Source organism: Novosphingobium sp. P6W, from assembly GCF_000876675.2.
Lineage (GTDB): Bacteria > Pseudomonadota > Alphaproteobacteria > Sphingomonadales > Sphingomonadaceae > Novosphingobium.
Map to the genome: position 1 here is coordinate 746,868 of NZ_CP030352.1, position 26,545 is coordinate 773,412.

Genomic DNA, 26,545 nt, shown 5'->3' on the forward strand with positions numbered 1-26,545 from the left:
GCCCTTAATATGGCAACTTGTGTTCCGAGCCGGCTTCTTGGCACATCCTTGCGGCCAAGGCCAGCAGCGCGGCATCGTCGGGGCTTTTGGCGCACTGGATGTCCGCCCAGCCCGCCGCGGCGCGGGCCGCGACGCGCGGGCCGATGGCGGCGAGGCGGATCTGTGCCCGTGCGATCCCCGCTTCGTCGCAAAGCCGGGCGAGGTGCGCGGCGGCCTCTCCCGAATGGAGCAGGGCAAGGGCCGGCAGGGCCAGCAGCGCGGCCAAGCCGGGCGCCATGGGCAGCGGTTCGCTCGCATAGACTTCGCGGGTGGTGACGGCGGCGCCTTCAGGGATTACGAGTTCGATCCGCTCGCGCCCGGCGAGACGCAGCAGGCGGCGGCGAGCGGGATGGAGCGCGTCCAGCATGGGCTGCAGACCGCCCTTGCCGGTGGCGATCACGTCCAGCCCGAAATCGCGCGCGGCCTGCGCGGTCGTCTCTCCCACGGCGTATGTGGGCAAACCGCGATATGCCGCCAGCGCCGCGCCGCCATGACGCAGGGCGTTGGCGCTGCCCAGAAGCACGGCGTCCACTTCGGCGCGGGGGACCGGCTCCCACGGCAGCGCGCGGATTTCGAACAGGGGGAAGGCGTGGGCGGTCAGGCCGTTCGCCAGCGCCGCTGCGAGTGTGGCCGAGGCGCCGGGTTCGGGGCGCAGGATCAGGACTGGCAGAGGCATCTGTTGCCGGGCCTGCGCGCGGCTCATTCTTCCGGGGCCGGCGCGCCCGCGAAGTGTACGGCGATGGCGGGCACCGCGCGGGCGAGCAGGTCCGCCGCGAGGTCAAGCGGGCCTTGCGCATCCTCTGCGGGGAAGCGGGCCTCGCCGGTGACGTGCTCGGCGCCGTCGGGGCTGTAGAGCGCGGCGCGCATGACGAGGTTTGCGCCTTCGTGACGGGTCAGCACCGCGATCGGGCTGTGGCAATTGCCGCCAAGCCCTGCCAGCAGCGCCCGCTCGGCCAGGACCTGCATGCGGCTTGGGGCGTGATCCACGGCGCCGAGGAAGGCGCGGGTGGTTTCGTCATTGACGCGGCATTCGATCATGATCGCGGCCTGCGCCGGAGCGGGCAGCCAGTCCTCGGCGTCGAGGGGGTGTCCGGTTCCAGTTTCGCCCAGCCGGTTCAGCCCGGCGGCGGCAAGGAAGGTGGCGTCCGCCTCTCCCGCCGCCAGCTTGGCGAGGCGGGTGGCGACATTGCCCCGGAAGGTGATGACGCGGCAGTCGGGCCGGGCATGGAGCAGCTGCGCGGCGCGGCGCGGCGCGCTGGTGCCGACCACGGCGCCCGGCGGCAGCGCGGCGATGGAGGCGGCGCCCACCAGCACATCGCGCACGTCTTCGCGCGGCAGGATGGCGCCGATGGTGAAGGCGTCGGGACGGATCGTCTCGACATCCTTGGCGGAGTGAACGGAGAAGTCGATTTCACCCGCCGCCAGCCAGGCGTCCAGCTCCTTTGTCCACAGGGCCTTGCCGCCGATCTCGGCCAGAGCGCGGTCCTGAATGCGATCGCCGCTGGCGGTGACGGCTACGATCTCTATATGCGCAGGGTCGATACCGTGCGCACGGGCAAGCAGTGCCTGCGCTTCGTGCGCCTGCGCCATGGCAAGGGGCGATCGACGTGTACCGAGGCGAAAACGCCTCTCAGGGATGGAATCTTGGTGTTTATCGTGGGTCATCGGCCGCTTGTGCTACCCGGCAATGTCGTTCAGGGGAAGCTCGGATGAGCATAGTTCTCGGCATCGAATCTTCCTGCGACGAGACCGCTGCGGCACTGGTTACCAGTGACCGGGTCATCCTTGCCCAGCATATCGCCTCGCAGGACGAGGTTCACCGCCCGTTCGGCGGCGTCGTGCCGGAGATCGCCGCGCGCGCCCATGTAGAGCGCCTTGCGCCGCTGATCGCCGCGACCCTGGCCGACGCCGGGATGTCTCTGGACGACGTCGACGCCATCGCCGCCACTGCTGGACCGGGTCTGATCGGGGGCGTGATGGTGGGCCTCGTCACTGCGAAGGCGCTGGCGATGGCGGCGGGCAAGCCGCTGATCGCGGTGAACCACCTGGAAGGCCACGCGCTGTCGCCGCGCCTTGCCGAGGCGAGCCTGGAATATCCCTACCTGCTCCTGCTCGTCTCGGGCGGGCACTGCCAGATCCTTTTGGTTGAGGACGTGGGCAAGTTCCGCCGCCTCGCCACCACCATCGACGATGCGCTGGGCGAGGCTTTCGACAAGTCCGCCAAAGTGCTGGGGCTGGGCTATCCCGGCGGCCCGGCGCTGGAACGGCTGGCGCTTCAGGGCGATGCGAAGAAAGTGCCGCTGCCCCGGCCGCTCAAGGGGTCGCAGGAACCGCACTTCTCGTTTGCCGGGCTGAAAAGCGCGGTGCTGCGGGCGAAGCAGTCGGGCGAGCATGACGATGCGGATATCGCTGCCTCGTTCCAGCAGGCCGCGATCGATTGCCTGATCGATCGTTCGAAGCGGGCGCTGGCGAAAGTCGGCCCGGTCAACGCGCTGGTCGTCGCGGGCGGGGTTGCTGCCAACAAGGCGATCCGCGCCGCGCTGGAAGGCCTTGCCGCGCAGCACGGCCTGCCGTTCATCGCGCCGCCATTGACGCTGTGTACCGACAATGCGGCGATGATCGCGTGGGCCGGGCTGGAGCGATTTGCGCGCGGGCAGTCCGACCCGCTCGACGTCGCGGCGCGCCCACGCTGGCCGCTGGACCCTGAGGCCGAAACCGTTCGCGGTGCGGGAGTGAAGGCATGAGTGCAGCACGAATTGGCGTCATCGGCGCAGGCGCATGGGGCACCGCACTGGCGCAGGCGCTGGCCAGTGATGGCAGCGAAGTCCTGCTCTGGGCGCGCGAACCGGACCTCGTCGCCGCGATCAACGCCGAGCACCGCAACGCGCTCTACCTGCCGAGCGCCGTTCTGGCGCCCACGGTGCGCGCCACCAACGACCTTGCCGACCTTGCCGCGCTGCCCGCGCTGCTGGTGGTCGTGCCCGCGCAGTTCCTGGCTTCCGTCATCGCCGGACTGCCGGAAGGTGACCGGGATCTGGTCCTATGCGCCAAGGGTATCGAAGCGGGCACCGGACGCCTCATGAACGATGTCGCCGCGCAGGCCTGCGCGCCTGAACGCCTCGCCGTCCTTTCCGGGCCCACGTTCGCGCATGAAGTCGCAGACGGCCTGCCCACCGCCGTCACGCTCGCCTGTGCGGGCGGGCGGGAGCAGTGGGAGCGATTGTCCCCGCTGATCGCCCGGCCCATGCTGCGGCCTTATTATTCCGACGACGTCACCGGCGCCGAGATTGGCGGGGCGGTGAAGAACGTTCTCGCCATCGCCTGCGGCGTGGTCGAGGGGCTTAACCTCGGCCAGAACGCCCGCGCAGCGCTGATCGCGCGCGGTTATGCCGAGATGTTGCGCTTCGGCCTTGCGCGGGGGGCGCGGGCGGAGACGCTTTCGGGCCTGTGCGGGCTGGGCGATCTTGTCCTCACCTGCTCGTCCACCTCAAGCCGCAATTTCTCGCTCGGCCTCGCGCTGGGGCAGGGCTTGACCTCCGCCGAGGCATTGTCCGGCAAGAACAGTGTTGCCGAGGGCGCGGCCACCGCGCCGGTGCTGGCGGACCTGGCCCGGCGTGACGGCATCCAGATGCCCATCGTCGATGCCGTGGCGCGCCTGCTCAGCGGCGATGCCCCGGCCAGCGCGGTCGTCAGCGACCTGCTCGCCCGCCCGCTGCGCGCCGAACAGGAGCCGGCCGTTTGAGCGAAACGCCGATTCCCCGGGAAGAGGCCACCCGCGAGGAACGCCAGCAACAGGATATCGCCGCGCTCGCCAAGGGCGGCCGCACGAACCTGTTCGGCTTTTTCCTGCGACTGGCCGCGCGCATCCCCTTCCTGTTCATCGCGGGGCGCGCCGCCGCCTATGGTCCGGCCGCACTGGGCCGTTTCGCTTCCGCGCTGGTCCTGATCGAACTCACCTCGATGCTCTGCACGATGGGCGAAAAGCGCGGCCTGGCGCAGCGCCTGTCGCAGAACGAGGGGCAGCACCCGGCCAACGTCATCGCCGATGGCTCGATCATCGCGGTGATCGCCAGCGTTTCGGCCGCTGCGTTCTTCTGGTTCGTGCCCGGGCTGCTGTTCCCCGGCGGGCACTACACCTGGATCGACCGGCTGATGGTGATCGCCCTGCCGGCGATGACGATGACCGAGATCTGGCTGGCGGCGCTGGCATACCGCCTGCGGGTGACGCCCACCGTCTGGTCCCGCGCCATCGTCGAGCCGTGGACGATCTCGATCATGGCCGGCGCGATGATCTGGATCGCGCCGGAAAGCGGACTTTCGATCGCCTACATCGCCTCAATCTATGCCGCCGCGCTGACCGCGTTCATCCCGTTCTTCCGCGAATACGGCGTACCGCGCGGCTGGCGACCGAAACTGCGCGGGATGCGCAAGCTGGCGCTCTATTCGCTCCCCATCGCGCTGGCGGACGCCATCGAATGGGGCACCCGCCGCGTCGACATCTTCCTGTTGGGCTTCCTCGCTCCGCCGGCTGCGGTGGGCATCTATTACGCCGCGCAGCAGGTCGCCAGCCTGCCGCAGAAGCTGAAAACCAGCTTCGAGCCGGTGCTCGGCCCGGTCATCACCCGCAACCTGAAGGAGCGCGACTATGCCGCGATCGCCCGGCAGGTGTGCCAGGTGGGCTTCTGGATCACCGCCTCGCAGGCCGGCATCGCGCTGGCCCTGGGCATCCCCGGAGCCGGGGTCATGGGCCTCGTCGGGCGTGAATTCGTCGGCGGCACCGGGGCGCTCGCCTTCCTGCTCGCCGCCGAAGTGGTCGCCGCTACCGCTGTCGTCAGCGAGGCGGCGCTGGTCTACGTGGCGCGGGTGCGCAACTTGTGGGTCTCGCTCGCGACGATCGTCCTGCAGGCGGCGTTGACGCTGGGCGGTATCCTGCTGATGCAGCGACTGGGCTACAACTCGCTGTTCCAGGCCGCCGCCGCCGCCATCGCCCTGATGGTGGCGCTGGGGATCGCCTCGATCGTCAAGTCGGTGATGCTTTCGCGGATCCTGGGCGAGCCGATCAACAACTGGCGCTGGGCGCTGGTCTGGGCCGCTGCTCCCGCCGTGGTGATCGGCTATCTGACCCACCGCTTCCTGCCCGAATGGGCGGCGCTGGCGCTGGGTATCCCGGCGATCCTGGGCTCGTATTTCCTGGTCATCTGGAAAAAGGCGTTCGGCCCGGAAGACCGCAAGCTGTTCCAGAAGACCAAGCCCGCGTAAAACCTTGATCGCGCGGGCTGACAGGGGGGCTGCGACGCTCTAGGCTGGCGCCCATGAACCCACGCCGCGCTTCCCTTATCGTCGCCGGAGCGGCCCTTTGCGTCGTCCTGTCCTTTGCGACGACGCGCGCACGCGGCGGCATTTTCATCGGCGATCTTCGGCAGAAGGCGTTCGCCGCGCGTGATGTCGCCGGGGGCAAGGGCGTGACGCTGGCCTTCCGCGATCGCTACGGCTGGCTGACACGCCACCCGATCCTTTCGGGCGGCAAGGGACTGGACGCGGCGACGCGCACCCGTGTCGCCGCCGCCGTTGCCGCCGTATCGGGCATCGGCGGGGTGAGCTGGGCGAACGAGGGCGATGCGCGTGCATCCTCGCTGCATTGTCAGGACGATGTCGAGCGTATCCTTGAAACCCGCACCATCCGTTTCGGCGAGGCCAGTACGCGGCTCGACCCCAGCAGCGACAAGCTGCTCGGCGAAGTCGCCCGCGCGCTGCACCCTTGTGTGGGCAGTATCATCGCGGTTACCGGCCACACCGACGCGGGCGGCAACGCCAAAGTCAATGTCGCGCTATCGCAGGCACGGGCGGAGGCGGTGCGTTCGGCATTGATATCGCGCGGTATTCCGGGTGACGGTCTGCGCGCGTCGGGGGTGGGAGCGGCCAGGCCGGTCGATGGCCTCGACCCGCGCGATCCTGCCAACCGCCGTATCGAATTCTCGGTGCTGTTCAGCGCGCCGGTCAAGCCGACCCCGATCGACACGCCGGGACCGGAATGAGGGCGCCCGAATGAGCGCCGGAGAGACTAGGAAAGGACCGTGCATTGCCGCTATGGCTTGAGATGGCCGTTTCGGTGCTGCTGACCTACGGGATTGGCTTTGGCATCGGCTGGCTAATGTGGAATCGGAAGGGGTAAATCGTCGTGTTGCAAATGATCGAAGCGAACTGGCTGATCTTCATCGCCGCGCTGCTGGTCGGCATCGCCGTTGCGTATTGGGTCTTCGTTCACGGTTCGAAGCCGGCGCGGCGCGAGCGGCGCCCCGACGTACTTGACGAAGGCGCCGCGCCTGCACAGCGCAACCAGGCGCTGATCGATGCGCCGGCTGCCGCCCGGTTCCATCTCGACCCACCTCCCATGGCGGGGGTGATGGCGGGTATCGGCGAAGTGATCGCCGTTGCCGCTCAGGAAGAAGCCGACGACGCGCGTAGTAACCGCGAGCCGCCCCAGACGACGGCCGCCGAGCCGGACCCAACGCCCGCTCCCCCGGCGCCGCCGATCGCGGAAACCGCTGATGGCGAAGTAGCGGCGGATGATCTGCGCAAGATCAAGGGACTTGGCCCCAAGATGCTGACAGTGCTGCATGCGCTGGGCGTCACCAGCTTTGCCCAGGTCGCTGCCTGGACGGATGCCGACCTTGACGAGCTTGATACGAAGCTGGGCGCTTTCGCCGGCCGCCCGCGCCGCGACAGCTGGGTTGAGCAGGCAAAGCTGCTGTCGAGCGGTGATACCGGCGCTTACGAGGCGAAGTTCGGCAAGGTCTGAACCGGGGTCGTTACCGACCTGCCATTTCGATCACTGCGCGGGCGATCGAGACGAGTTCCGCCTCGCGGTTGACGCCGGCCTTCTGGAAGATCGTGCGTAACTGGCTTGAGACAGTCTGGGCGCTGACCCCGCGCATCCGGGCAATTTCCTGACGCGAATGGCCCTGTGCCAGGAGCGCCACGATCTCGCCCTCGGCGCGGGTTAGTTCCAGTGCGGAGGAGAGGCGGGGCCCCTGGTCGCCTGCAAAGCCGCGCGGCGCCTTGAGAGTGACGATGGCGCTGGGCGCGAAGCCGAAGTTCCACTCCTGCCGGGGCAGGGCGCAGATTTCCACCAGCAGCGGCCCGTGCGACGATTGCAGCCACATTTCCGAAGGCATCGCCTGCCGGCTGGCAAGGGCCAGGCCGATGCGCATCTGCAACCCGCGATCAATGTCCGGCCGCGCCGCGCGAAGCATGCCGGCGCGCACTTGCAGGGTGTCCGGCGCGAACAGTTCGTCGGCAGCATTGGTGACCGAGCAGACCCGGCCCATCCCGTCGATCAGCACGGCTGCCGTGCGCAGCGCGTCCAGTGATCCAAGTAGCAGGTCCGCACCCTGGTGCTCGATCGCCCGTTGCAGCCGGATCGCCGCCATGACCTGCGGGCCGATATCGCTAAGTACCTGGCGGTGCTTTTCCGTGGTGCGTCCGTCGCTTTTTGTATTGATGGTTGCCAGTCCGAAGAATGCGCCGGGGTCGTTCGCGAGTACCATCTGGGCGCCGTGTTCTCCGTCCCAGCGGCGGACGTGTTCGATATAGGCTTCGTTGCTGGCGGCGGCGCGGACCAGGTCGTAATGCTTTTCCCAGACCACCTCATAGGGTGCGCTGGATGCGGCGACGCGGTAGTTCACGTCAGCGCGATGCCCCTCGATCGCCAGAAAGTCCTCGACATAGCCATCGTCGGCGTTGGTCATCCAGTTGAACAGGGTATGGCACTCGCCAATGGCAAGAAGCTGTGCGCGCGAAGCGCCCGTCGCGTTCGCCAACCCCTTGAGCGCGGTGTCCCACCCCGCCTGTTCGAAGGGGGCCCGTGAAAACATCGCCCCCAGTTCATCGATTCGAATGGTCCTGCCCCCCGACTTGCGACCGAGGACTTATTTTGACCCGCCCGTTAACTTTAAGCAAGCCCATGGAAAGTGAGGGCGATTGCAGGGCGTTACCACGATCGTGGTATGTAATACGGGTCAGTTTGCCGCATGGATCATATGCGACCCGAAGGATCGGCCATTAAGCCTATCCTGATACCTGCCCGGGACCTGCACCGCAGGATCCCGGGTATTTTTCGACAGAAACCGGATGAAAGCGGTAGCCGCTGAGGCTTATATCGGGTGCTTGCGCACCGTCATCCAGCCCTGGCTAACCCGGAGCCGCTGCCCGTGCTGCGAAAGTGGGATTCCCATTTTCGGACAGTGTGTCGAAAGTTCCTCTCCCGGCGAAGGGGCAGAAGGCAGCGCTCACACCGTTTCCGATGCTACTTCCCCCACTTCTTCTGTTGTTTCCCGTAGCGGGTCTTGCGCGTGCCGGGCTTGCCTTCGTTGCTGCGGCCGACCCTGGGTGCCTTGTGCTCTGCTTCCGGCAAGCCCAGTTCGCTCGCCTCAAGCCGCCTGATCTCGTCGCGCAGGCGGCCGGCTTCCTCGAATTCCAGGTCTGCCGCCGCATTGCGCATCCGCTTTTCGAGGTCTTCGATATAAGCGCGCAGGTTGTGGCCGACGAGGTTGTTGCGGGTATCGTCCTCAAGGTCGACCACCACACCGTCGCGGCTGGCGGTATCGGCGACGATGTCGGCGATGCGGCGCTTGATCGACTGCGGGGTGATGCCGTTTTCGAGGTTGAACGCCTCCTGCCGCGCACGGCGGCGGTCGGTCTCGGCGATGGCGCGTTCCATCGATCCGGTCATGCGGTCAGCATAGAGGATCACCCGCCCGTCGACGTTGCGCGCGGCGCGGCCGATCGTCTGGATCAGCGAGGTTTCGCTGCGCAGGAAGCCTTCCTTGTCGGCGTCGAGGATGCACACCAGCCCGCATTCGGGGATGTCCAGGCCCTCGCGCAGCAGGTTGATGCCGATCAGCACGTCGTAGACGCCCATGCGCAGGTCGCGGATCAACTCGATGCGCTCCAGCGTCTCGACGTCGGAGTGCATGTAGCGCACGCGCACGCCCTGCTCGTGCATGAACTCGGTCAGATCCTCGGCCATGCGCTTGGTCAGGGTGGTGACGAGGGTGCGATAGCCCTTGGCGGCGACTTCCTTGCACTGGACGATGCAGTCCTGCACCTGGTCCTCGACCGGGCGGATTTCCACGGGCGGGTCGATCAGCCCGGTCGGGCGGATGACCTGTTCGGCAAAGACGCCGCCGGTCTGATCCATTTCCCAGTGGCCGGGCGTGGCCGAGACGGCGAACGTCTGCGGGCGCATCGCGTCCCATTCGTTGAAGCGCAGCGGGCGGTTGTCGATGCAACTGGGCAGGCGGAAACCGTATTCGGCCAGCGTGATCTTGCGGCGGTGATCGCCTTTCGACATCGCGCCGATCTGCGGCACCGTCTGGTGGCTTTCGTCGACGAACAGCAAGGCGTTGTCCGGCAGGTATTCGAACAGGGTCGGCGGAGGCTCGCCGGGGATACGGCCCGTCAGGAAGCGGCTGTAGTTCTCGATACCGTTGCAGGCACCGGTGGCGGCGATCATTTCGAGGTCGAAGTTGGTGCGCTGTTCCAGCCGCTGGGCTTCGAGCAGTTTGCCTTCAGCCTCCAGTTCCTTGAGCCGCTCGGTCAACTCGAAACGGATGGCCTCGGCGGCCTGCCGCATCGTCGGGCCGGGGGTGACGTAGTGCGAATTGGCGTAGACGCGGATCTTTTCGAGGACCGCGCCCTTCTTTCCGGTAAGCGGGTCGAACTCGGCGATTTCCTCGATATCGTCGCCGAAGAAGCTGATGCGCCAGGCTACGTCTTCGAGGTGCGAGGGGAACAGTTCGAGATTGTCGCCGCGAACGCGAAAGTTGCCGCGCGCGAAAGCGACGTCGTTGCGCTTGTACTGGAGGGCGACCAGCTTGCGGATGATTTCGGTCTGGTCCTGCGGCTTGCCCACTTCGAGGTCGAAGATCATCGCCGAGTACGTCTCGACCGAGCCGATGCCGTAAAGGCATGACACGGAGGCGACGATGATGACGTCGTCCCGCTCCAACAAGGCGCGGGTGGCCGAGTGGCGCATCCGGTCGATCGCCTCGTTCACCGAGCTTTCCTTCTCGATGTAAGTGTCCGACCGGGGGACGTAGGCCTCGGGCTGGTAATAATCGTAGTAGGATACGAAATATTCCACCGCGTTGTCGGGAAAGAAATCGCGAAATTCGGCGTAGAGCTGGGCGGCGAGGATCTTGTTCGGCGCCAGAACCAGAGCCGGGCGCTGCAGTTCCTCGATCACCTTGGCCATGGTGAAGGTCTTGCCTGAGCCGGTGACGCCCAGCAGCACCTGCGTCTTTTCGCCCTCCTGCGCGGAGCCTACCAGTTCGGCGATGGCGGTGGGCTGATCGCCGGCGGGGGCGTAATCCGACACGATGCGGAACGGTTTGCCCGGCATCGACTTTTGGGGTCGCTGCGGCTTGTGAGGGGTAAAGTTGTCCGAAGTGTCGGGTTCTTCGAGGCCGCGACGGATGATGATCTCTGCCATGGAAGAACATATGGGGTATACACAGCGTTCCGGCAACAGGTGGCGTAACAGCCGGCGGCATCAGGCGTTGACCTGCGGCCGGGGCGGTGCCAGCCGTGCTAACCCCATTGGAAGATATAAGAGAGTGGACGCGATGAACGGCAAGTTCGGGATCATGGCTGCGGCGGGTCTGGCTGCGCTGGCGCTGGCGGGTTGCGGATCGAAGGACGATGCGAAGGATGGGGCCCCCAAGTCGATCGAGCAGGTCAAGAAGGAAGCCGATAAGCTGGTGAAGCCCGAGCCCGGTGAATATCGCCAGGTCATGGAGATCAAGAGCCTGGAAGTGCCCGGCATGCCCAAGGAAGCGGCCGAGCAGATGAAGGGCGCCATGAAGGCGTCGCAGGAAGGCACGTTCTGCCTGACCAAGGCGGATGCCGATCGCGGCTTCAAGGACATGTTCAACGATGTCGGCAAGGGCAACCAGTGCACCTATTCGAAGTTCGACGTTGATGGCGGCGCGCTGGATGCCCAGATGGAGTGCCAGTCGCAGCAAGCCGGCAAGGCAGTCATGAAAATGAAAGGCACCGTCACCGAAAAGGGTTCCGACGTGACGGTCGCGATGGATACCAACGGTGGTCCGCCGCCGATGGGCACGATGAAGATGACGATGCACATGACAACCACGCGCCTTGGCGATTGCAAGGCTAAATAGGCGAAACTGATGCGCGAAGGCCGATGGATCCGCTGAACGACGTTAAAGGGCAGATACCGGGGGAGGAGCAGGCCCCAGGGTCCCTGCGCGACGCCATTGCGCGCCGCGCGGCCTTTGCGCGTGAGCCGCACCCGGAGGGCGTGAGGAAGCCGCCTTTGCAGCTGATGCTGGCGGAACTGCGTTCGCTTTATCGCGGCGCACACCGCGGGCAGGTGGTGCGGGCGGCGGCAAGGCCGATGCCGGTGATGCTGCTGCCGGGCTTTGCCGCGCACCCGAAGCGCATGCAGCCGATGGCCGATGCGCTGGCGGCGTCAGGTCACCATGTCTACGGCTGGGGGCTGGGCTTCAATTTCGGGCCTAGCGAGCGCAATTTCTCTTACCTGATGCGCCGGGTGGCGGTGATCGCGCGGGAAAGCTGGTCGCCGGTCGCCCTTGTCGGCTGGAGCCTGGGCGGCCTGTTCGCGCGGGAGATCGCGCGGCGCGAGCCGGCGCTGGTGGCCAAGGTCATCACCATGGGCACGCCATTCTCCGGCGATCCGCGCGCGAACAATGCGTGGAAGGCCTATCAGATGGTGACGGGCCATTCGGTGGACCGGCCGCCGATCGACTGCGATTTCTCGGAGAAACCGGCGGTGCCGACTGTGGCACTGTGGAGCCCGCGCGACGGCATCATCCAGCCCCGGGCCGCTGCGGGCTGGCCCCATGAGCGGGACCGCGCCGTCGCGATTCGGTGCAGCCATCTCGACTTTTCGAGTTCGCCCAAAGTGGTGGCCGAAGTGCTGCGCCAGCTGGATATCAAGGAATAGGCTGCCCTTCCCCAGGAGCGCGAAGAGCTTCAGGCCTTTGGTGCCTGCCGCCGGTAGCTCAATGCCTCGGCAATATGGATGCGGCCGATCGTTTCCGCGCCGCCAAGGTCGGCAATGGTCCGAGCAACCCTCAGGATGCGGGTGTAACCGCGAGCGGACAGGCGCATCGTTTCGGCGGCCTGGAGCAGCAGGCGGTGCCCGGCCTCATCGGGGGTGGCGTGGAGGTCCAGCATCTCGCCGTCGAGTTCGGCGTTGGTCCGCGCCGCGACACCTTCGAGCCTCGCCGTCTGAACCTGCCGTGCTCGGGCTACGCGTGCGGCAACCTCGGTGCTGCCTTCCTTCGGCGGGGGCAGGGCAAGGTCCACCGCGCGCACCGGATCGACTTCGACGTGCAGGTCGATCCGGTCGAGCAGGGGGGCGGACACCTTGCTCTGGTAATCTGCGGCGCAGCGCGGCGCGCGTGAACAGGCCAGCGCTGCATCGCCAAGATGCCCACACCGGCACGGGTTCATCGCCGCGATCAACTGGACCCGCGCCGGATAGGTGAGGTGCGCATTGGCCCGCGCGACGGTAACTTCTCCCGTCTCCAGCGGCTGGCGCAGCGAATCGAGGGCCTGGCGCTGGAATTCGGGCAGTTCGTCAAGGAACAGCACGCCCAGATGCGCCATCGAAACCTCGCCGGGGCGCACTTTCATACCGCCGCCGGTCAGCGCCGCGATCGAGGCCGAGTGGTGCGGCGAGCGGTAGGGCCGGGCGCGGCTGATCCGCCCCCCTTCCAGTGTGCCGGAAACCGAGGCCACCATCGACACTTCCAGCGCCTCCGCCGGGGTCAGTTCGGGCAGGATGCCCGGCAGGCATGACGCCAGCAGCGATTTTCCCGCGCCGGGCGGGCCGACCATCAGCAGGTTATGCGATCCGGCCGCAGCGATCTCCAGCGCGCGGCGGGCGGTTTCCTGTCCTTTCACCTGCCGCATGTCGGCCCCGCGCGGCGGCGCCTCGACCACGCCGGGGGCGGGAACCGGCAGGACCTGCGTGCCCTTGAGGTGGTTGAGCAGGCTGATGAGATTCGGTGCGGCGATCACCGGCACGCCGCTGGCCCAGCGCGCCTCGGACCCTTGCGCGGCAGGGCAGATCAGGCCCTTGCCGGTCTCGCTGGCATGAAGGGCGGCGAGCAATACGCCGGGGGAGGGGATCACCCGCCCGTCCAGCGCAAGTTCGCCCACCGCCACGAAATCGGCGATCTGCTCGGCATCGACAACGCCCATCGCCGCCAGCAGCGCCAGCGCCACCGGCAGGTCGTAGTGCGAGCCTTCCTTGGGGAGGTCGGCGGGGGAGAGGTTGATGATGATCCGCTTGGGTGGCAGCGCCAGCCCCATGGCGGTGAGTGCGGCGCCGACGCGCTGCGTGCTTTCACGCACCGCCTTGTCGGGCAGGCCGACCAGCAGGAAGCCGGGCAGTCCCGGTGCGATCTGGCACTGCACCTCGACGGCGCGCGCCTCCAGCCCGAGGTACGCGACGGTCGAGACGAGTGCGACCACGAGGTATCCCTTATTTGGTAAGTAAAACAACGAAGAGGGATCAGTGTAGTAAGCATTCGCGGGCTGGCGGCCACTGCGTAATTTATGCCTTACGACGTTTTAACCGCGCTCGTGAGGCGCCAGGTAAGGGTATTGGCCGCACCGTCAGGTAATGCGCTCGTTCACTGCATGTCTTGGTCTGGTCTGCCTGTTCGCCGTTGCCCCCGTGTCGGCGCAGGTGATCGAATACGAGACAGTCGACGTGGTTGCCGACCACTTCGACAGCGGCGGCGAGCGCAGCCTCTTCCTGACGTTCCGCGATGCTCCGCAGGCACCATCCGTCGCGATCCCCGAGGGCCCTGCTTATGGGCCCTTCCGCGTGCTGGGCGATGACCGCGCCGCGCTGGTCGACGTCACCGATGCGCGCAGTCCCGCCCAGTTCGCGGCAATGCTGCGCGATCATCCCCGTATCACGTCGATCGAGATGGTCGACTGCCCCGGCACCGAGGACGACCTTGCCAACTTGCGTCTGGGCCGGATGATTCGCGAACGCGGTATCGCCACGCACGTGCCTGCGGGCGGCTCGGTACGTTCGGGCGGGGTCGAGCTGTTTCTTGCCGGCGCGCATCGTTATGCCGATGCAGGCGCCGAGTTTGCCGTCCATTCCTGGATGGACGATACCGGCCTGGAACCTGACGACTATGCGGCCAGCGCGCCGGAAAATCGCCGCTACATCGACTATTACCGGCAGATGGGCATGAGCCCGGTCGAAGCCGAGGCCTTCTACGCCATGACCAATTCGGTTCCCTTCTCCTCCGCCCGCTGGTTCGGTGCGAGCGAGATGGGCTTGTGGGTCAGGCTGGAGGCCGCCGGGACCTGAGGTTCGGCAACGGCGCTTTTATTCGAAAAGCGCCTTTACTCGAACAATGAGGCAAACCACCCGCGACGGCGCGGTGGGGGTGTCTGCCCGGAAACCTTGAGCAGGTGATTGGCCAGTACCGCAGCCTGGCTCTTGGTCATCATCACCGTGGTCTGGAGCGGCCTTTCGCCATCCTCCCATGTGCTGCGCTCATGCGTCTGGATCGCCAGCACCATGCGGCGGCCTAGGTCCTGCGAGGTCCATCCCACAAGCACGCCCAGCCGGTTGCCAGGCGTCACAGTCTTGTTCCGCATCGCTGTTTCCTCCCTCCCCAGGCCATGCCATGCTCGCCGGGCCGGACAATTGCGCGGGGCATGATCCGCCATCCCGGGGCGGTGCGCCATACTGGTAAATCGGCATCGGTCGTTTAAGGGGACTTACGGTTCGGAGCGGCGTCTGCGGATGTACTCGGCCTTGACTCTGATGCGGCCCTTCAGTATCGGCCCGATCAGAGTTTAGCGGTCGTCCGGTCCGGGCGGCCCTTTTTGTTCAGGTCCTTCAGGGCCAAGTTGGTATTTCGAGGACTGACATGAAGCGCACTTTCCAGCCCAGCAACCTTGTTCGCGCCCGCCGTCACGGCTTCCGTCTGCGCATGTCGACCGTTGGTGGCCGCAAGGTTATCCGCGCACGTCGCGCACGCGGCCGCGCCAAGCTTTCGGCCTGATTCGCCGGTAGCGGCAGGGGCCTGGCTCCTGCCTGACGGCGCCAGACCACGCTTTCGCCGCTTGGCGAGGGCATGGTCTGGCGCCGTTTTGCTTTGGTGCGAATCGCCAATGGCAGCGGTTTTCACGATTCGTTCGAAAACGAGCGATGGCTCCATGGTCCGTTCGGCGACGAATGGAGAGTGGCGTTCTTCCATTATTGCGGGACGATCACCAGTTACTCACCCATGGCCGATGCCTACACGATCCTGACCCGCCGGTCCGACTTTCTCGCCGCCAATCGCGGCCTGCGAGTCGCGCGTCCCGGCTTTGTGCTCCTGGCCAATCGCAACGATGGGCTGGGCCAGCGCGCCGGGATCACGGTGACCAAGAAGATCGGCAATGCCGTCGTGCGCAACCGCATGAAGCGGCGCTTTCGGGCGCTGCTGCGCGAACTGCTGCACGAATACGGCCTGCCGGACACCGACCATGTCCTGATCGGCCGCGAGGGCGGCATCGAGCGCGATTTCGCGGCCCTGCGCAGTGAACTGCTGGTCGCATTCGGCCGGGTCCGCGATGGCAAGGGCGATTCGCCCCGGCCCGGCGGACGGCGCCGCCCGCCGCCCCGGAAATGACGCGGGCGTTCCTGAAATGAAGAGGACGTTCCGCTTCCTCGCGTCGCTTCCCGGTCTTTTGCTGATCGGGATTGCGCGGGCGTGGCAGCTTGGCCCTTCGGCGATAATGCCGCCGACCTGCCGCTATTCGCCGTCGTGCTCGCAATATGCGATTGAGGCAGTGCGAAAGCATGGTGCGATTAAGGGTGGATGGCTGGCGCTCTGGCGTCTATTGCGCTGCCAACCGTGGGGCGGGCACGGTCATGATCCCGTCCCTGACTGAACAGAACGACTGACAAGAAGCGGGCGGCCATTCGCGCCGCCGCCGACCGGCAATACGAGCAGGAAACAAGCCTTCGTGGAAAAGCAGCGCAACATCATCCTCGCGGTCCTGCTGACCGCGCTCGTCCTGTTCGGATGGGAAGCCGGGGTCGGTTACTTCTACCCGCAGGCCAAGACGCCGGTCCAGAACGTCGCCGCCGGCGGCCCGGATCAGGCCCCCAGCACGCAGGCAACACCGGGCAAGCCGACCCGCGAAGGCGGCCTGCGCGATGCCGCCGACGTGGCGCTGGAACAGCAGGATCTCAAGACCGCGCTGGCTGGCGGTGGCCGCGTTCCGGTTGCTGCGCCCGGCCTGTCCGGCTCGATCAACCTGACCGGCGCGATCGTCGACGACCTGGTTCTCAACCGCCACCGCGAGACGGTGGAGAAGAACTCCGGCCCGGTGCGCATCTTTTCTCCCGCCGGCACTCCGGCGCAGCAGTTCGCGCAAGTGGGCTGGGTTGGTGAGGGCGGCGTTGCCGCTCCCGGCGCGCAGACCGTATGGACCGCGCCCGCAGGCGCAAAGCTGACCCCGTCGACGCCGCTGACGCTGACCTGGACCAACCCCACCGGCCAGCGCTTCGCGATCACCTATTCGATCGACAAGGATTACATGATCACGGCCGTGCAGACGGTCGAGAACGGCGGGGGCGCGCCGGTTACGGTCAAGCCCTTCGCCCTGGTCAACCGTACCGACCGCACCGCCAGCCTCGACACCTGGAACGTCCATTCCGGCCCGATCGGCGCCTTCGACGGTTCGGTCACCTTCTCGAACAACTACAAGGACGTGGTCGAAGCCAAGACCGTTGCCGGCGCCGGCCGCACGGACTGGATCGGCTTCACCGACATCTACTGGATGTCGACGCTGATCCCCGTGAACGCCAAGGCGCAAGGCACCTTCCGCGCGCTCGGCAATGACATCTTCCGCGCCGACCTCGTCTACGACCAGCAGGTTCTCCAGCCGCGCCAGCGCGTTTCGGTGACCACCAAGCTGTTCGCCGGCGCCAAGGAGCACAACGTCCTTGATGCCTACGAAAAGCAGGGCATCGCCAACTTCGGTCTTTCGATCGACTGGGGCTGGTTCCGCTGGTTCGAAAAGCCGATCTTCTGGCTGCTCACCTCGCTGTTCAAGCTGGTCGGCAACTTCGGTGTCGCAATCATCCTGCTGACCGCCATCGTGCGCGGCATCATGTTCCCGGTCGCCCAGCGCGGCTTCGCCTCGATGGCCGCGATGCGGGCGATCCAGCCGAAGATGAAGGCGCTGCAGGAACGCTACAAGGACGACAAGCAGAAGCAGCAGCAGGAGATCATGGCCCTCTACAAGAAGGAGGGGGTCAACCCGATGGCCGGGTGTCTGCCGATGTTCCTGCAGATTCCGGTGTTCTTCGCGCTCTACAAGACGCTGATGCTGGCGATCGAAATGCGCCACCAGCCCTTCGTGGCGTGGATCAAGGATCTGTCCGCGCCCGATCCGCTGCACATCCTCAACCTGTTCGGCCTGCTGCCCTTCAACCCGCCCGCGTTCCTTGCGATCGGCGTGCTGGCGCTGCTGCTGGGCTTCACCATGTTCCTGCAGTTCAAGCTGAACCCGGCCCAGATGGACCAGGCGCAGCAGCAGGTCTTCATGATCATGCCCTGGTTCATGATGTTCGTGATGGCGCCGTTCGCCTCGGGCCTGCTGGTCTACTGGATCACGTCCAACTTGCTCACCATCGCGCAGCAGAAGTACCTGTACAGCCGCCATCCGCAGCTGAAGGCGCAGCAGGAAAAAGACGCAGCCGACAAGGCCCGCGCGAATGAGCGGGATGCCAAGGCGTGAGCATGAACGAAGACCAGTTCGAAGCGGCCCAGCTCGCTGAGTTGACCGAGCGCGCACGCAAGCTCTTTTCAGGACCGGTGACGTTTTTGAAGAGCGCGCCGGAGCTGAAGTTCCTGCCCGATCCCATCGTCAACGAGGTTGCCTTCGCCGGCCGCTCCAACGTCGGCAAGTCCTCGCTGCTCAACGCGCTGGTCGGGCGCAAGGCGATCGCGCGCACCTCGGTCACGCCGGGGCGCACGCAGGAGCTGAACTTCTTCGACGTGGGCGAGCCGCTTAAGTTCCGCCTCGTCGACATGCCGGGCTACGGCTTCGCCAAGGCCCCGCCCAAGGTGGTGGAAACCTGGCGCCGCCTGGTGCGCGATTTCCTGCGCGGCCGCGTGGAACTGAAGCGCACCCTGGTGCTGATCGATTCGCGCCACGGCGTGAAGACGGTCGACCTCGAAATGATGAAGATGCTGGACGAGGCCGCCGTGGGCTACCGCATCGTCCTCACCAAGGCCGACAAGATCAAGGCCAGCGAACTGGAAGCCGTTCACGCCGCTACGCTGGTCGAGGCGCGCAAGCACCCCGCAGCGTTCCCGGTGGTGCACATCACCAGCTCGGAAAAAGGCTTGGGCATCGAGGAACTGCGCGCCGCCGTTCTGGGCGACGCCGAACTCTGAGCCTGCGATCCGTGCATTCCGGTCGTTGCCACCAGAATGGCGACGACGGGAATGTGACGGCGCCGCGTGGCCGTGGACGGGGCGAAATCAGGCCTCCACGTTGCGGCTTCCACACTTCCGGCGCCCTTCCGGCTTTGTGACGATTGCGTGACGGGCGCGGCTCGCCTATGGGCCGCGCTTCAACAGCGTTAGGGATGAAAAGGAAGTCTCGCCAATGCGCCAGATTGCCGTTCTACCCTATCGCACGATTGGCAATGCCATCGACGCGCCGATCCAGATCATGCTCATCACCTCGCGCAGCACGCGCCGCTGGGTCATCCCCAAGGGCGGGCTGATGAAGGGCATGGCGCCGCACACCGCCGCCTCGGTGGAGGCGGAGGAGGAAGCCGGCGTGCTGGGCGCCACCTGCCCGGTGCCGCTGGGTTCCTATCGTTACCGCAAACGCCGCAATTCCGGCGCCTGGGTCTGGGCCGACGTCGACGTGTTTCCGTTTGCCGTCACCGAGGAACTCGACACTTGGGACGAGCAGCACCAGCGTGAGCGCCAGTGGTTCCCGCTGGCCGAGGCTGCGCGCCTAGTCGAGGAAGAAGACCTTCGCGCGCTCATCCGTTCCTTCGGCGCGCGCGAATTTCGCGCCGCCGCCAGTCCCGCCCGCATGTTCGGGGCAATGGCCGATACCGTGGCCGACAAGACAGGGGTTACCGCCATGTTCGCCTGGTTCCAGAAGCTCCTTCCCGAGCAGGGCAATTTCTTCGAGCTGTTCGAGCAGCAGGCGGCGACGCTGGTCGCGGGCGCCGACGCGCTTGCCCGCCTGGCGCAGGGCGGGGCAGGCCGCGCCCAGCACATCCGCGAGATCACCGAGCGCGAGAACGACGCCGACGAGATCACCCGCGAAGTGCTCCAGACGGTCCGCCGCAGCTTCCTGACCCCGTTCGACCGTTCGGCGATCACCAGCCTCATCAACACGATGGACGATGCCATCGACGAGATGCAGCAGACCGCCAACGCATCCGACATGTACGAGGTCATCGAGTTCGAGCCGGAAATGCGAGACATGGCCGCGATCATCGTCGACGCCGCGCGCCTGACGGCAGAGGCGATGCCGCTGCTGCGCAGGATCGGCGACAACGGCCACCGTTTGCATGAGCTGACCGAGCGCCTGGTGCGCATGGAAGGCCATGCCGACGAAATCCACGCCGCCGGCCTGAAACGTCTGTTCAAGGCCGATTCGGGCCCCAGCGGCGAGCGGGGCGATCCGATGCACTTCTTCGTGCGGCAGGAAATGTTCAAGCGTCTCGAACGCGTCGTCGACCGTTTCGAGGATCTCGCCAACGAGATCGACGGCCTGGTCATCGACCACTCCTGATCGATGGAACACAGTCTTGCCCTGCCGCTGCTGTTCGGCCTCGTCGCACTGGCGCTGGCGTTCGACTTCCTGAACGGCCTGCATGACGCTGCCAACGCCATCGCGACCGTGGTGGCGACGCGGCTGCTGTCGCCGGTGGTGGCGGTGCTGTTTGCGGCAGCGGGCAATTTCGCGGCCTATTTCTTCATGGGGCTGCATGTCGCCGAGACGGTCGGCAAGGGCATCATCAACGTCGATGCGGTGACCCCTTCTGTAGTGTTCGGGGCGCTGGTGGGCGCGATGTTCTGGAACGTGCTGACCTGGATCAAGGGCATTCCCTCAAGCTCCAGCCACGCGCTGATCGGCGGCCTGCTGGGCGCCGGGATCGCCCACGGCGGCTTCGCGGTGGTCGAAAGTTCCGGCACGATCAAGACGATCGCGGCCATCTTCGTGTCGCCGGTGCTGGGCTTTGCCATCGCCATGCTGATGATGCTGGTGACCAGCTGGCTGTTCAGGGGCGTGTCGCCGCGCCAGTCGAACGGCGCGTTCAAGAGCCTGCACCTGCTGTCCAGCGCCGCCTATTCGATCAGCCACGGCGGCAACGATGCGCAAAAGACGATGGGTATCATCGCGGTGCTGCTCTATTCCACCGGCCACATGACCGGCGAGTTCCACGTGCCGGAATGGGTGGTACTGTCGTGCTATCTGGCGATTTCGCTGGGCACGCTGTCGGGCGGGTGGAAGATCATCAAGACGATGGGCTCCAAGCTGACCAAGCTCAACCACCACTCGGGCTTCTGCGCTTCCACCGCCGGGTCGATCGTGGTGTTCGGCGCCAGCGCGCTGGGCATCCCGGTTTCGACCACCCATGCGATCACCGGCTCGATCGTCGGCACCGGCGCCGCGCGCCGCGCCAGCGCCGTGCGCTGGTCGGTGGCGAGCCGGGTGATCGTGGCGTGGTTCATCACCATCCCGGCCAGCGCTGCAGTGGGTGCGCTGTTCTATACGATCACGCGGGCATTCTGACGGCGGCGGCGGGGTTTCGACAAGCTCAGCCTGAGCGGAATTGATAGACCTGCTATAAACCCCGCTCAGGCTGAGCTTGTCGAAGCCCCCGGCAGTTGCCCTCGACACGCCGCGCCCCAGCCACTAGGCCCGCATTTCCGCCAGACAGGAACGCGCGCTCCGTGAAGCTTATCATCGGCAACAAGAACTATTCCAGCTGGTCCCTGCGCGGCTGGCTGGCCTGCAGGCAATCGGGCCTGCACTTCGACGAGATCACCGTCCCGCTGTTTGGCGAGGAATGGGAAGCGCTCAAGCGCGACTCCGACGATCTGGCTCCCAGCCATGGCAAAGTGCCGATCCTGTGGGACGGCGACGCGGTGGTGTGGGACAGCCTTGCCATCGTCGATTACCTTGCCGACAAGGTGGGCCGCGACCGCTTCTGGCCCAAGGCCGACGATGCCCGCGCGATGGCGCGCTCGATGGTGGCGGAAATGCACTCCAGCTACCTCGCACTGCGCCGCTCGTGCCCGATGAACATCCGTTCGCGCGTGGAACTGCCGGGTCTGGATGAGGATACCCGCGCCGACATCGTGCGCATCCTGACGCTGTGGGCAGAGGCGCGGGCGCGCTTCGGCAAGGGCGGGCCGTTCCTGTTCGGCACCTTCGGCGCTGCCGATGTGTTCTATGCCCCGGTGGTCAGCCGTTTCCTTACTTACGGCATCGGCGTGCCGGGCTTCGCGCAGGCCTACATGCAGGCGGTGTGGGAGCATGAATGGATGCAGGCGTGGATTTCCGCCGCCGAGGCGGAGGACTGGGTGATCGAACAATACGAAGGTCCGGTGGCCTGATGCGCGCCTTCCTGACGATCCTGGCTGCGCTTTCAGCCATCCTGTCGACTCCGGCGATGGCCTGGGGCGCGCTTGGTCACCGCACAGTCGGCGCCATCGCCATGGCCAACGTCAAGCCCGGCACGCGCGCCGCGATCACGCAGTTGCTGCACCATCAGCGCGAACTCGACACGCCCAAGTGCTCGATGCGGACCATCGAAGACGCCGCTACCTGGCCGGACTGCATCAAGAGCGAGCAATGGCGCTGGGCTTATGCCAATTCCTGGCATTACCATGACCAGCCGATCTGCGGCACGTTCAACCTCAAGGCCCACTGCCGCGACGGCATGTGCGCCACCGCGCAGATCGAGCGCGATGCGCGCCTGCTGGCCGACCGTAAGCTGGCACCCGTGCTGCGGCTTGAGGCGCTGTCTTTCCTGGTCCACTTCGTGGGCGACATCCATCAGCCGCTCCATGTCGGCGAGAACGAGGACATGGGCGGCAACGCGGTCAAGGCCGACTACGGCATCGCGCCGGGCCGCAATCTTCACTCGATCTGGGACGGCGTGCTGGCCGAGCGTGCGATCACCTCGGCTCCCACCCTGGTGCGCCGTTACAGTGCCGGGGAAAAGGCCAGCCTTGCCACCGGCACGCTTGAGGACTGGGAGCGTGAGAGCTGGCAGATCAGCCGCGATTTCCTCTACCCGCTGGCTTTTGGCGGCAAGCTGCCCTGCGCCGATGGGCGCGACGTCAAGGAACCGCAGAAGATCATCTGGAGCAATGAGGCGATCGAACAGGCCATCCCGATCATCGACCAGCGCATCGAGCGCGCCGGCCTGAGGCTGGCCAAGATGCTCGACGCCGCGCTGGGCTGAACCACGCGGCCATGCCCGAATCCCGCTCCACCACGCGCGCGTTCCTGCTGCTGGGTCTGGTCATGCTGTTCTGGGCGGGCAATTCGATCACCGGGCGGGCGGTACGCGGCGACATTCCGCCGTTCACGCTGGCCTTCGGGCGCTGGCTAATCGCAGTGGCTGTGCTGGCGCCGTTCGCGGTGCGCCGGCTCTGGGCCGAGCGGGCGGAGGCTCTGGCCGGCTGGCGCTGGATACTGGCGCTCGGGTTTCTGGGCATCGTGTGCTTCAACGCGTTCATCTACTCGGGCCTGCGCCATACCAGCGCGGCGAATGCCCTGCTGCTTCAGGCCTCGATCCCGGCGCTGGTACTGGTGCTGGACCGGGTGATGTTCGGCGGCAGAGCCGGGGCGCTGCACATCGCAGGCGTTGCGGCCTCGACGCTTGGCGTCGCCGGGATCGTCTTCAAGGGTGACGTCTCGGCGCTGACCACGCTGAGATTGGGCGCGGGCGATGCGCTGATCCTGTGCGGGGTCGTGGTATGGGGGCTTTACACCGTCCTGCTGCGTAAGAAGCCGGCGATCTCCTCGGCCAGCTTCCTGCTGCTGGTTTTCACGCTGGGCGCGCTGGCCATGGCGCCGCTCGCCGCGTGGGAGTGGACGCACGGGCTACAGGTTGCCTGGAGCCCGAAGGTGCTGGCCGCTTTCGGTTATGTCGGCGTGTTTCCCTCGGTGCTCGCCTATTTCATCTACAACGCTGCGACGGCGCAGCTTGGCCCAGCGCGGGCAGGGCAGGCAATCACACTGATGCCGCTGTTCGGCGCGCTGCTTTCCGCATTGCTGCTGGGCGAGACGCTGGAGGGCTATCACCTCGTCGGCATGGCGCTGATCCTTGCGGGGATCGTGCTGTCGGCACTGGCGCTGACCATGCGGCGCACGGTTTAGGCCCGCTTTCTCATGCCTTCAGCCATGGCGGCCAGGGCTTCGCGGCGGGGTTTGGCGCGCAAGCCCTCAAACATCTGCCGGTAGTGGGCATGAGGGACGAAGGTAGGCCCTTCGCGCATGTTGCCTAAAGCCAGCTTCGCCACCTCGGCGGCGCTTTGCAGCTGGGCGATGCCTTCCATCCCGGCGGTCGCTTCCGATTCGGTGGCGCCGGGGCACAAAGTCAGCACGTCGATGCCGGTGCCCTGCATCTCTCCCCAAAGCGCTTCGCCCAGCGCCACTACCAGCGCCTTGGAAGCGGAGTAGGCGGCGGAATAGGGGCAGCCGATCAGGCCTTCGACCGAAGCGGTGAATACGATCCCGCCCCGGGAACGTGCTTTGAGGCGCGGGATCAACCCATGTGCAAGCTGTATCGGGGCATGGCAGTTGACCATCAGCATCCGCGCCATGGCGGCGGCATCGGTGTCCTCGAAAGCGCCCTTGACGTTGAAGCCGGCGTTGCTGACGACCAGCCCGATGTCGGCGCCGCGCGTCGCCTCGAGGATGCGCGCCGGAGCATCCGGGTCGGCAAGGTCGCACCCGATCACTGTGGTGCGGACCGCGTGGGAGGAGAGGAGCCGTTCGGCCAGCGCGTCAAGACGGTCCGTGCGCCTTGCGGTCAGCACCAGGTCGAAGCCGCGGTCCGCCAGTTCCTCGGCAAAGGCGAGGCCGATGCCCGAGGACGCACCCGTAACCAAGGCGATCGGGCCGTAGGTTTCGCGAAATTGATCGGCCATCGCTCATCTCCTGCTATCGTAAGCCGGAGATGAGAGATGTCTGATCCGATTGTCCAGACGCGCCGAGGCAAGATCGCCTGGACGCGGGGCGATCAGAATGCGGTGAGGAACAGGCCCGCGAGAGCGGCACTCATGAGGTTGGACAGGCTGCCCGCCGCCAGCGCGCGGATGCCCAGACGGGCGATGATCGGGCGCTGGTTGGGGGCAAGCCCGCCGGTCACTGCCATCTGGATCGCGATCGACGAGAAATTGGCGAAACCGCAGAGCGCAAAGGTCACCACGGCCACGGTGCGCGGGCTTAGGGCGCCGTCCTTGCCCAGTTCGATGAACGAGACGAATTCGTTGAGCACGATCTTGGTGCCGAACAGGCCGCCCGCGTGGAGCGCTTCGGTCCAGTCGGGCGTGGCCAACAGGTAGAAGATCGGCGCGAAGATGTAGCCCAGAAGACCCTGGAAGGTGACGCCGTCGAACCCGAACAGCCCTGCGAACCAGCCTACAAAGCCGTTCGCCAGCGCGATCAGCGCCACGAAGGCCAGGACCATCGCGCCGACTGCGACCGCCAGCTTCACGCCGGTCTGCGCGCCCTGCGAGGCGGCCATGATAATGTTGGCGGGCTTCTCTTCTTCATGGTCGGCGGTTTCCGGCTCGTCGACGTGGACGCCGGGCTGGTGGGTCACGTCGGCGCGGTTGAGCGCGGCGGCGGCCATGCCGGCGGGCGGGTTGATGCCTTCGTGGATTTCCACGCTGTCAAGCGCGGCGCCGGGGCGCGGGTCGGGCATGATCATCTTGGCCATGAAGATGCCGCCCGGCGCCGACATGAAGGCGGCGGCGACGAGATAGTCGATACGGATGCCCATCGAGGCATATGCGGCCAGGATCGTTCCGGCCACGCCGGCAAGGCCCACGGTCATCACGCAGAACAGCTGCGAGGGGTTGAGCGCTGCCAGGTAGGGGCGGATCACCAAGGGAGCTTCGCTTTGCCCGACGAAGATGTTCGAGGCCGCGCAGAGGCTTTCCACCTTGCTGATCCCGGTCACCTTCTCAAGCGCGCCGCCAAGCCAGCGGACCACCAGCGGCATGATCTTGAGGTAGTAAAGGATCGAGATCAGCGAGGCGAAGAAGATGATTACCGGCAGCGCCGAAATGGCGAAGCTATGACCACCTATCTCGGGCGAGGCGAGAGGGCCGAACAGGAAATCGATGCCCGCATGGGCATAGCCGAGCAGGCTTTCCACGCCGCCGGCCGCGCCCTGGAGCATCCGGTTGCCGAACGGCACATAAAGCACCAGCGCTGCCAGGCCGGCCTGAAGCGCGAACGCCGCGCCAACCACGCGCAGGCGGATGGCCTTGCGGTCGGTCGAAAGCAAAAAGGCTGCCGCCATGATGAGAACAATGCCAATCAGGCTGTAGGCGACATGCATCGAGGCGGGTGGCTCCGGGGAAACGATAGGAAACAAGCGGCTGACCCTACTGGCGCAGGCGCGGCGCGGCTAGAGCCTTTTCGACGGCAGGCGAAACGGGTGCTTTCCCTAAGGTTCGAAATCGTCTCACGCCGTCTAGTGCAATCGGGTGGCACGCATTAAGAGCGTGGCGATGAATCGATCCGCGCTCGTCATCACCCGCTCTTTGTTCGTCTTCTCACTGCTCTATGGCGGCCTCGTCGTACTGGCGGGCGTGCTGGGGACCAAGCTGGCGTCGCTCGGCCATTGGCCGGTGCTGGGCGACCTCGCGGTGGAATCGGGCATCTTCGCGTTCCTGCTGCTGGTCGTACTGTCGAGCGCGGTGGCGGAATTGCACGGCAAGGACACCGCCAACCGGCTGGTGCGCTACGGCTTTATCCCGCTGATCGTCTCGATGCTGCTGCTGACCTTCGTGATTCACGTCGTTCCGCCTGCTGCATTCTGGGGTGATCAGGAGGCCTATGCCCGCCTGTTGGGGCAAGGCGCGCGGATGCAGTTCGCCGGACTGATCTCCTACGGTATTTCGCAGACCCTCAACGTCTACCTGTTCGCGCGGATGTCCGAGGGGCCGAAGGGCGAGGGGCGGGGCCGCTTGCTGCTGGTGCGGGCGTGGATCGCCTCGATGCTGTCGCAGGTGATCGATACGGTGCTGTTCATCACCATTTCCTTCGTCGGCACAGGTCTGCCGCTGCTCTCGATCATGGAGGGCCAGATCATCTCGAAGCTGGTGCTTTCGACGATCATGGTGCCGCCGTTCATCTGGTTCTTCGTGAAGCTGGGCCGCAAGCTGGACGCCTGAGGCGTTCGGCAGCACAATTG

The 26,545-nt window shown here is 66.2% G+C and carries 27 protein-coding genes; 19 read left to right on the forward strand and 8 right to left on the reverse strand.

Features of this window, described 5'->3' with window-relative positions:
- Nucleotides 1–4: 4 nt before the first annotated feature.
- Complete coding sequence (locus TQ38_RS03720) at nucleotides 5–715, reverse strand: uroporphyrinogen-III synthase (protein WP_043973345.1); 711 nt, start codon at nucleotides 713–715, stop codon at nucleotides 5–7.
- Between the two features lie 23 nt (nucleotides 716–738).
- Nucleotides 739–1,704 carry a hydroxymethylbilane synthase gene (gene hemC / locus TQ38_RS03725; RefSeq protein WP_082057565.1) on the reverse strand — a complete coding sequence of 322 codons (966 nt, stop codon included), beginning with the start codon at nucleotides 1,702–1,704 and terminating at the stop codon, nucleotides 739–741.
- Between the two features lie 44 nt (nucleotides 1,705–1,748).
- On the opposite strand from hemC, the gene tsaD reads away from it, so the two are divergent.
- The 5 genes from tsaD to TQ38_RS03750 all read left to right on the forward strand — a co-directional run bounded on the left by tsaD (nucleotide 1,749) and on the right by TQ38_RS03750 (nucleotide 6,838).
- Nucleotides 1,749–2,783 carry a tRNA (adenosine(37)-N6)-threonylcarbamoyltransferase complex transferase subunit TsaD gene (tsaD, locus tag TQ38_RS03730; RefSeq protein ID WP_043972257.1) on the forward strand — a complete coding sequence of 345 codons (1,035 nt, stop codon included), beginning with the start codon at nucleotides 1,749–1,751 and terminating at the stop codon, nucleotides 2,781–2,783.
- Nucleotides 2,780–3,781, forward strand: coding sequence for an NAD(P)H-dependent glycerol-3-phosphate dehydrogenase (locus tag TQ38_RS03735; RefSeq protein ID WP_043972254.1), 1,002 nt, complete (start codon nucleotides 2,780–2,782; stop codon nucleotides 3,779–3,781). The genes tsaD and TQ38_RS03735 overlap by 4 nt, the downstream gene beginning before the upstream one ends.
- The gene (locus tag TQ38_RS03740; RefSeq protein ID WP_205316069.1) at nucleotides 3,778–5,298 is read left to right on the forward strand and encodes a lipopolysaccharide biosynthesis protein; all 1,521 of its coding nucleotides are present in this window, start codon (nucleotides 3,778–3,780) and stop codon (nucleotides 5,296–5,298) included. Before TQ38_RS03735 ends, TQ38_RS03740 begins: the two co-directional genes overlap by 4 nt.
- A 53-nt stretch (nucleotides 5,299–5,351) precedes the next feature.
- Nucleotides 5,352–6,074, forward strand: coding sequence for an OmpA family protein (locus tag TQ38_RS03745; RefSeq protein ID WP_043972252.1), 723 nt, complete (start codon nucleotides 5,352–5,354; stop codon nucleotides 6,072–6,074).
- Between the two features lie 152 nt (nucleotides 6,075–6,226).
- Entirely contained in the window at nucleotides 6,227–6,838 is a 612-nt protein-coding gene (locus TQ38_RS03750; protein WP_052505593.1) for a hypothetical protein, read from the forward strand.
- A 10-nt stretch (nucleotides 6,839–6,848) separates the two neighbouring features.
- Here TQ38_RS03750 and TQ38_RS03755 read toward each other — a convergent pair whose 3' ends face one another.
- Nucleotides 6,849–7,913, reverse strand: a complete 1,065-nt coding sequence (locus tag TQ38_RS03755; protein WP_082057564.1) for a helix-turn-helix transcriptional regulator — start codon at nucleotides 7,911–7,913, stop codon at nucleotides 6,849–6,851.
- Nucleotides 7,914–8,344: 431 nt separating this feature from the next.
- Complete coding sequence (gene uvrB, locus TQ38_RS03760; RefSeq protein WP_043972247.1) at nucleotides 8,345–10,531, reverse strand: excinuclease ABC subunit UvrB; 2,187 nt, start codon at nucleotides 10,529–10,531, stop codon at nucleotides 8,345–8,347.
- Between the two features lie 133 nt (nucleotides 10,532–10,664).
- Here uvrB and TQ38_RS03765 point away from each other — a divergent pair, with 133 nt between their 5' ends.
- Together TQ38_RS03765 and TQ38_RS03770 are read left to right on the forward strand one after the other, a co-directional pair.
- Nucleotides 10,665–11,222: a DUF3617 domain-containing protein gene (locus TQ38_RS03765; RefSeq protein ID WP_043972246.1), complete on the forward strand. Its 558-nt coding sequence runs from the start codon at nucleotides 10,665–10,667 to the stop codon at nucleotides 11,220–11,222.
- Nucleotides 11,223–11,245: 23 nt separating this feature from the next.
- The gene (locus tag TQ38_RS03770; protein ID WP_043972245.1) at nucleotides 11,246–12,028 is read left to right on the forward strand and encodes a triacylglycerol lipase; all 783 of its coding nucleotides are present in this window, start codon (nucleotides 11,246–11,248) and stop codon (nucleotides 12,026–12,028) included.
- A gap of 29 nt (nucleotides 12,029–12,057) precedes the next feature.
- On the opposite strand, the gene TQ38_RS03775 is transcribed toward TQ38_RS03770, so the two are convergent.
- On the reverse strand, nucleotides 12,058–13,566 hold the full coding sequence (locus TQ38_RS03775) for a YifB family Mg chelatase-like AAA ATPase (RefSeq protein ID WP_043972241.1): 1,509 nt from the start codon (nucleotides 13,564–13,566) through the stop codon (nucleotides 12,058–12,060).
- Between the two features lie 151 nt (nucleotides 13,567–13,717).
- Here TQ38_RS03775 and TQ38_RS03780 point away from each other — a divergent pair, with 151 nt between their 5' ends.
- Entirely contained in the window at nucleotides 13,718–14,425 is a 708-nt protein-coding gene (locus TQ38_RS03780; protein WP_043972239.1) for an alpha/beta hydrolase, read from the forward strand.
- Nucleotides 14,426–14,460: 35 nt separating this feature from the next.
- On the opposite strand, the gene TQ38_RS03785 is transcribed toward TQ38_RS03780, so the two are convergent.
- Entirely contained in the window at nucleotides 14,461–14,718 is a 258-nt protein-coding gene (locus TQ38_RS03785; RefSeq protein ID WP_043972238.1) for a hypothetical protein, read from the reverse strand.
- A 275-nt stretch (nucleotides 14,719–14,993) separates the two neighbouring features.
- On the opposite strand from TQ38_RS03785, the gene rpmH reads away from it, so the two are divergent.
- The 10 genes from rpmH (at nucleotide 14,994) to TQ38_RS03835 (ending at nucleotide 23,493) form a co-directional block, all read left to right on the forward strand.
- The gene (gene rpmH / locus TQ38_RS03790) at nucleotides 14,994–15,128 is read left to right on the forward strand and encodes a 50S ribosomal protein L34 (protein ID WP_043972236.1); all 135 of its coding nucleotides are present in this window, start codon (nucleotides 14,994–14,996) and stop codon (nucleotides 15,126–15,128) included.
- A 225-nt stretch (nucleotides 15,129–15,353) separates the two neighbouring features.
- Nucleotides 15,354–15,740, forward strand: a complete 387-nt coding sequence (gene rnpA, locus TQ38_RS03795) for a ribonuclease P protein component (protein ID WP_043973338.1) — start codon at nucleotides 15,354–15,356, stop codon at nucleotides 15,738–15,740.
- A 16-nt stretch (nucleotides 15,741–15,756) separates the two neighbouring features.
- Nucleotides 15,757–16,002, forward strand: a complete 246-nt coding sequence (gene yidD / locus TQ38_RS03800; protein WP_082057563.1) for a membrane protein insertion efficiency factor YidD — start codon at nucleotides 15,757–15,759, stop codon at nucleotides 16,000–16,002.
- 75 nt (nucleotides 16,003–16,077) lie between these two features.
- Nucleotides 16,078–17,859: a membrane protein insertase YidC gene (gene yidC, locus TQ38_RS03805; RefSeq protein ID WP_043972234.1), complete on the forward strand. Its 1,782-nt coding sequence runs from the start codon at nucleotides 16,078–16,080 to the stop codon at nucleotides 17,857–17,859.
- 2 nt (nucleotides 17,860–17,861) lie between these two features.
- Entirely contained in the window at nucleotides 17,862–18,521 is a 660-nt protein-coding gene (yihA, locus tag TQ38_RS03810) for a ribosome biogenesis GTP-binding protein YihA/YsxC (RefSeq protein WP_043972232.1), read from the forward strand.
- 214 nt (nucleotides 18,522–18,735) lie between these two features.
- On the forward strand, nucleotides 18,736–19,887 hold the full coding sequence (locus TQ38_RS03815) for a DUF47 family protein (protein WP_082057562.1): 1,152 nt from the start codon (nucleotides 18,736–18,738) through the stop codon (nucleotides 19,885–19,887).
- Between the two features lie 3 nt (nucleotides 19,888–19,890).
- The gene (locus TQ38_RS03820; protein ID WP_043972230.1) at nucleotides 19,891–20,892 is read left to right on the forward strand and encodes an inorganic phosphate transporter; all 1,002 of its coding nucleotides are present in this window, start codon (nucleotides 19,891–19,893) and stop codon (nucleotides 20,890–20,892) included.
- 161 nt (nucleotides 20,893–21,053) lie between these two features.
- Nucleotides 21,054–21,719 carry a glutathione S-transferase family protein gene (locus TQ38_RS03825; RefSeq protein ID WP_043972227.1) on the forward strand — a complete coding sequence of 222 codons (666 nt, stop codon included), beginning with the start codon at nucleotides 21,054–21,056 and terminating at the stop codon, nucleotides 21,717–21,719.
- Nucleotides 21,719–22,573, forward strand: a complete 855-nt coding sequence (locus TQ38_RS03830) for a S1/P1 nuclease (protein WP_043972225.1) — start codon at nucleotides 21,719–21,721, stop codon at nucleotides 22,571–22,573. The genes TQ38_RS03825 and TQ38_RS03830 overlap by 1 nt, the downstream gene beginning before the upstream one ends.
- 11 nt (nucleotides 22,574–22,584) lie before the next feature.
- Nucleotides 22,585–23,493: a DMT family transporter gene (locus tag TQ38_RS03835; RefSeq protein ID WP_043972222.1), complete on the forward strand. Its 909-nt coding sequence runs from the start codon at nucleotides 22,585–22,587 to the stop codon at nucleotides 23,491–23,493.
- Here the strand turns inward: TQ38_RS03835 and TQ38_RS03840 are convergent.
- Both TQ38_RS03840 and TQ38_RS03845 read right to left on the reverse strand, forming a co-directional pair.
- Complete coding sequence (locus TQ38_RS03840; protein ID WP_043972219.1) at nucleotides 23,490–24,266, reverse strand: SDR family oxidoreductase; 777 nt, start codon at nucleotides 24,264–24,266, stop codon at nucleotides 23,490–23,492. The two genes, TQ38_RS03835 and TQ38_RS03840, sit on opposite strands and share 4 nt — an antisense overlap.
- A 92-nt stretch (nucleotides 24,267–24,358) precedes the next feature.
- Nucleotides 24,359–25,687: a NupC/NupG family nucleoside CNT transporter gene (locus tag TQ38_RS03845; RefSeq protein ID WP_043972216.1), complete on the reverse strand. Its 1,329-nt coding sequence runs from the start codon at nucleotides 25,685–25,687 to the stop codon at nucleotides 24,359–24,361.
- Nucleotides 25,688–25,859: 172 nt separating this feature from the next.
- Here TQ38_RS03845 and TQ38_RS03850 point away from each other — a divergent pair, with 172 nt between their 5' ends.
- Nucleotides 25,860–26,525, forward strand: a complete 666-nt coding sequence (locus TQ38_RS03850; protein ID WP_043972213.1) for a queuosine precursor transporter — start codon at nucleotides 25,860–25,862, stop codon at nucleotides 26,523–26,525.
- Nucleotides 26,526–26,545: the final 20 nt, after the last annotated feature.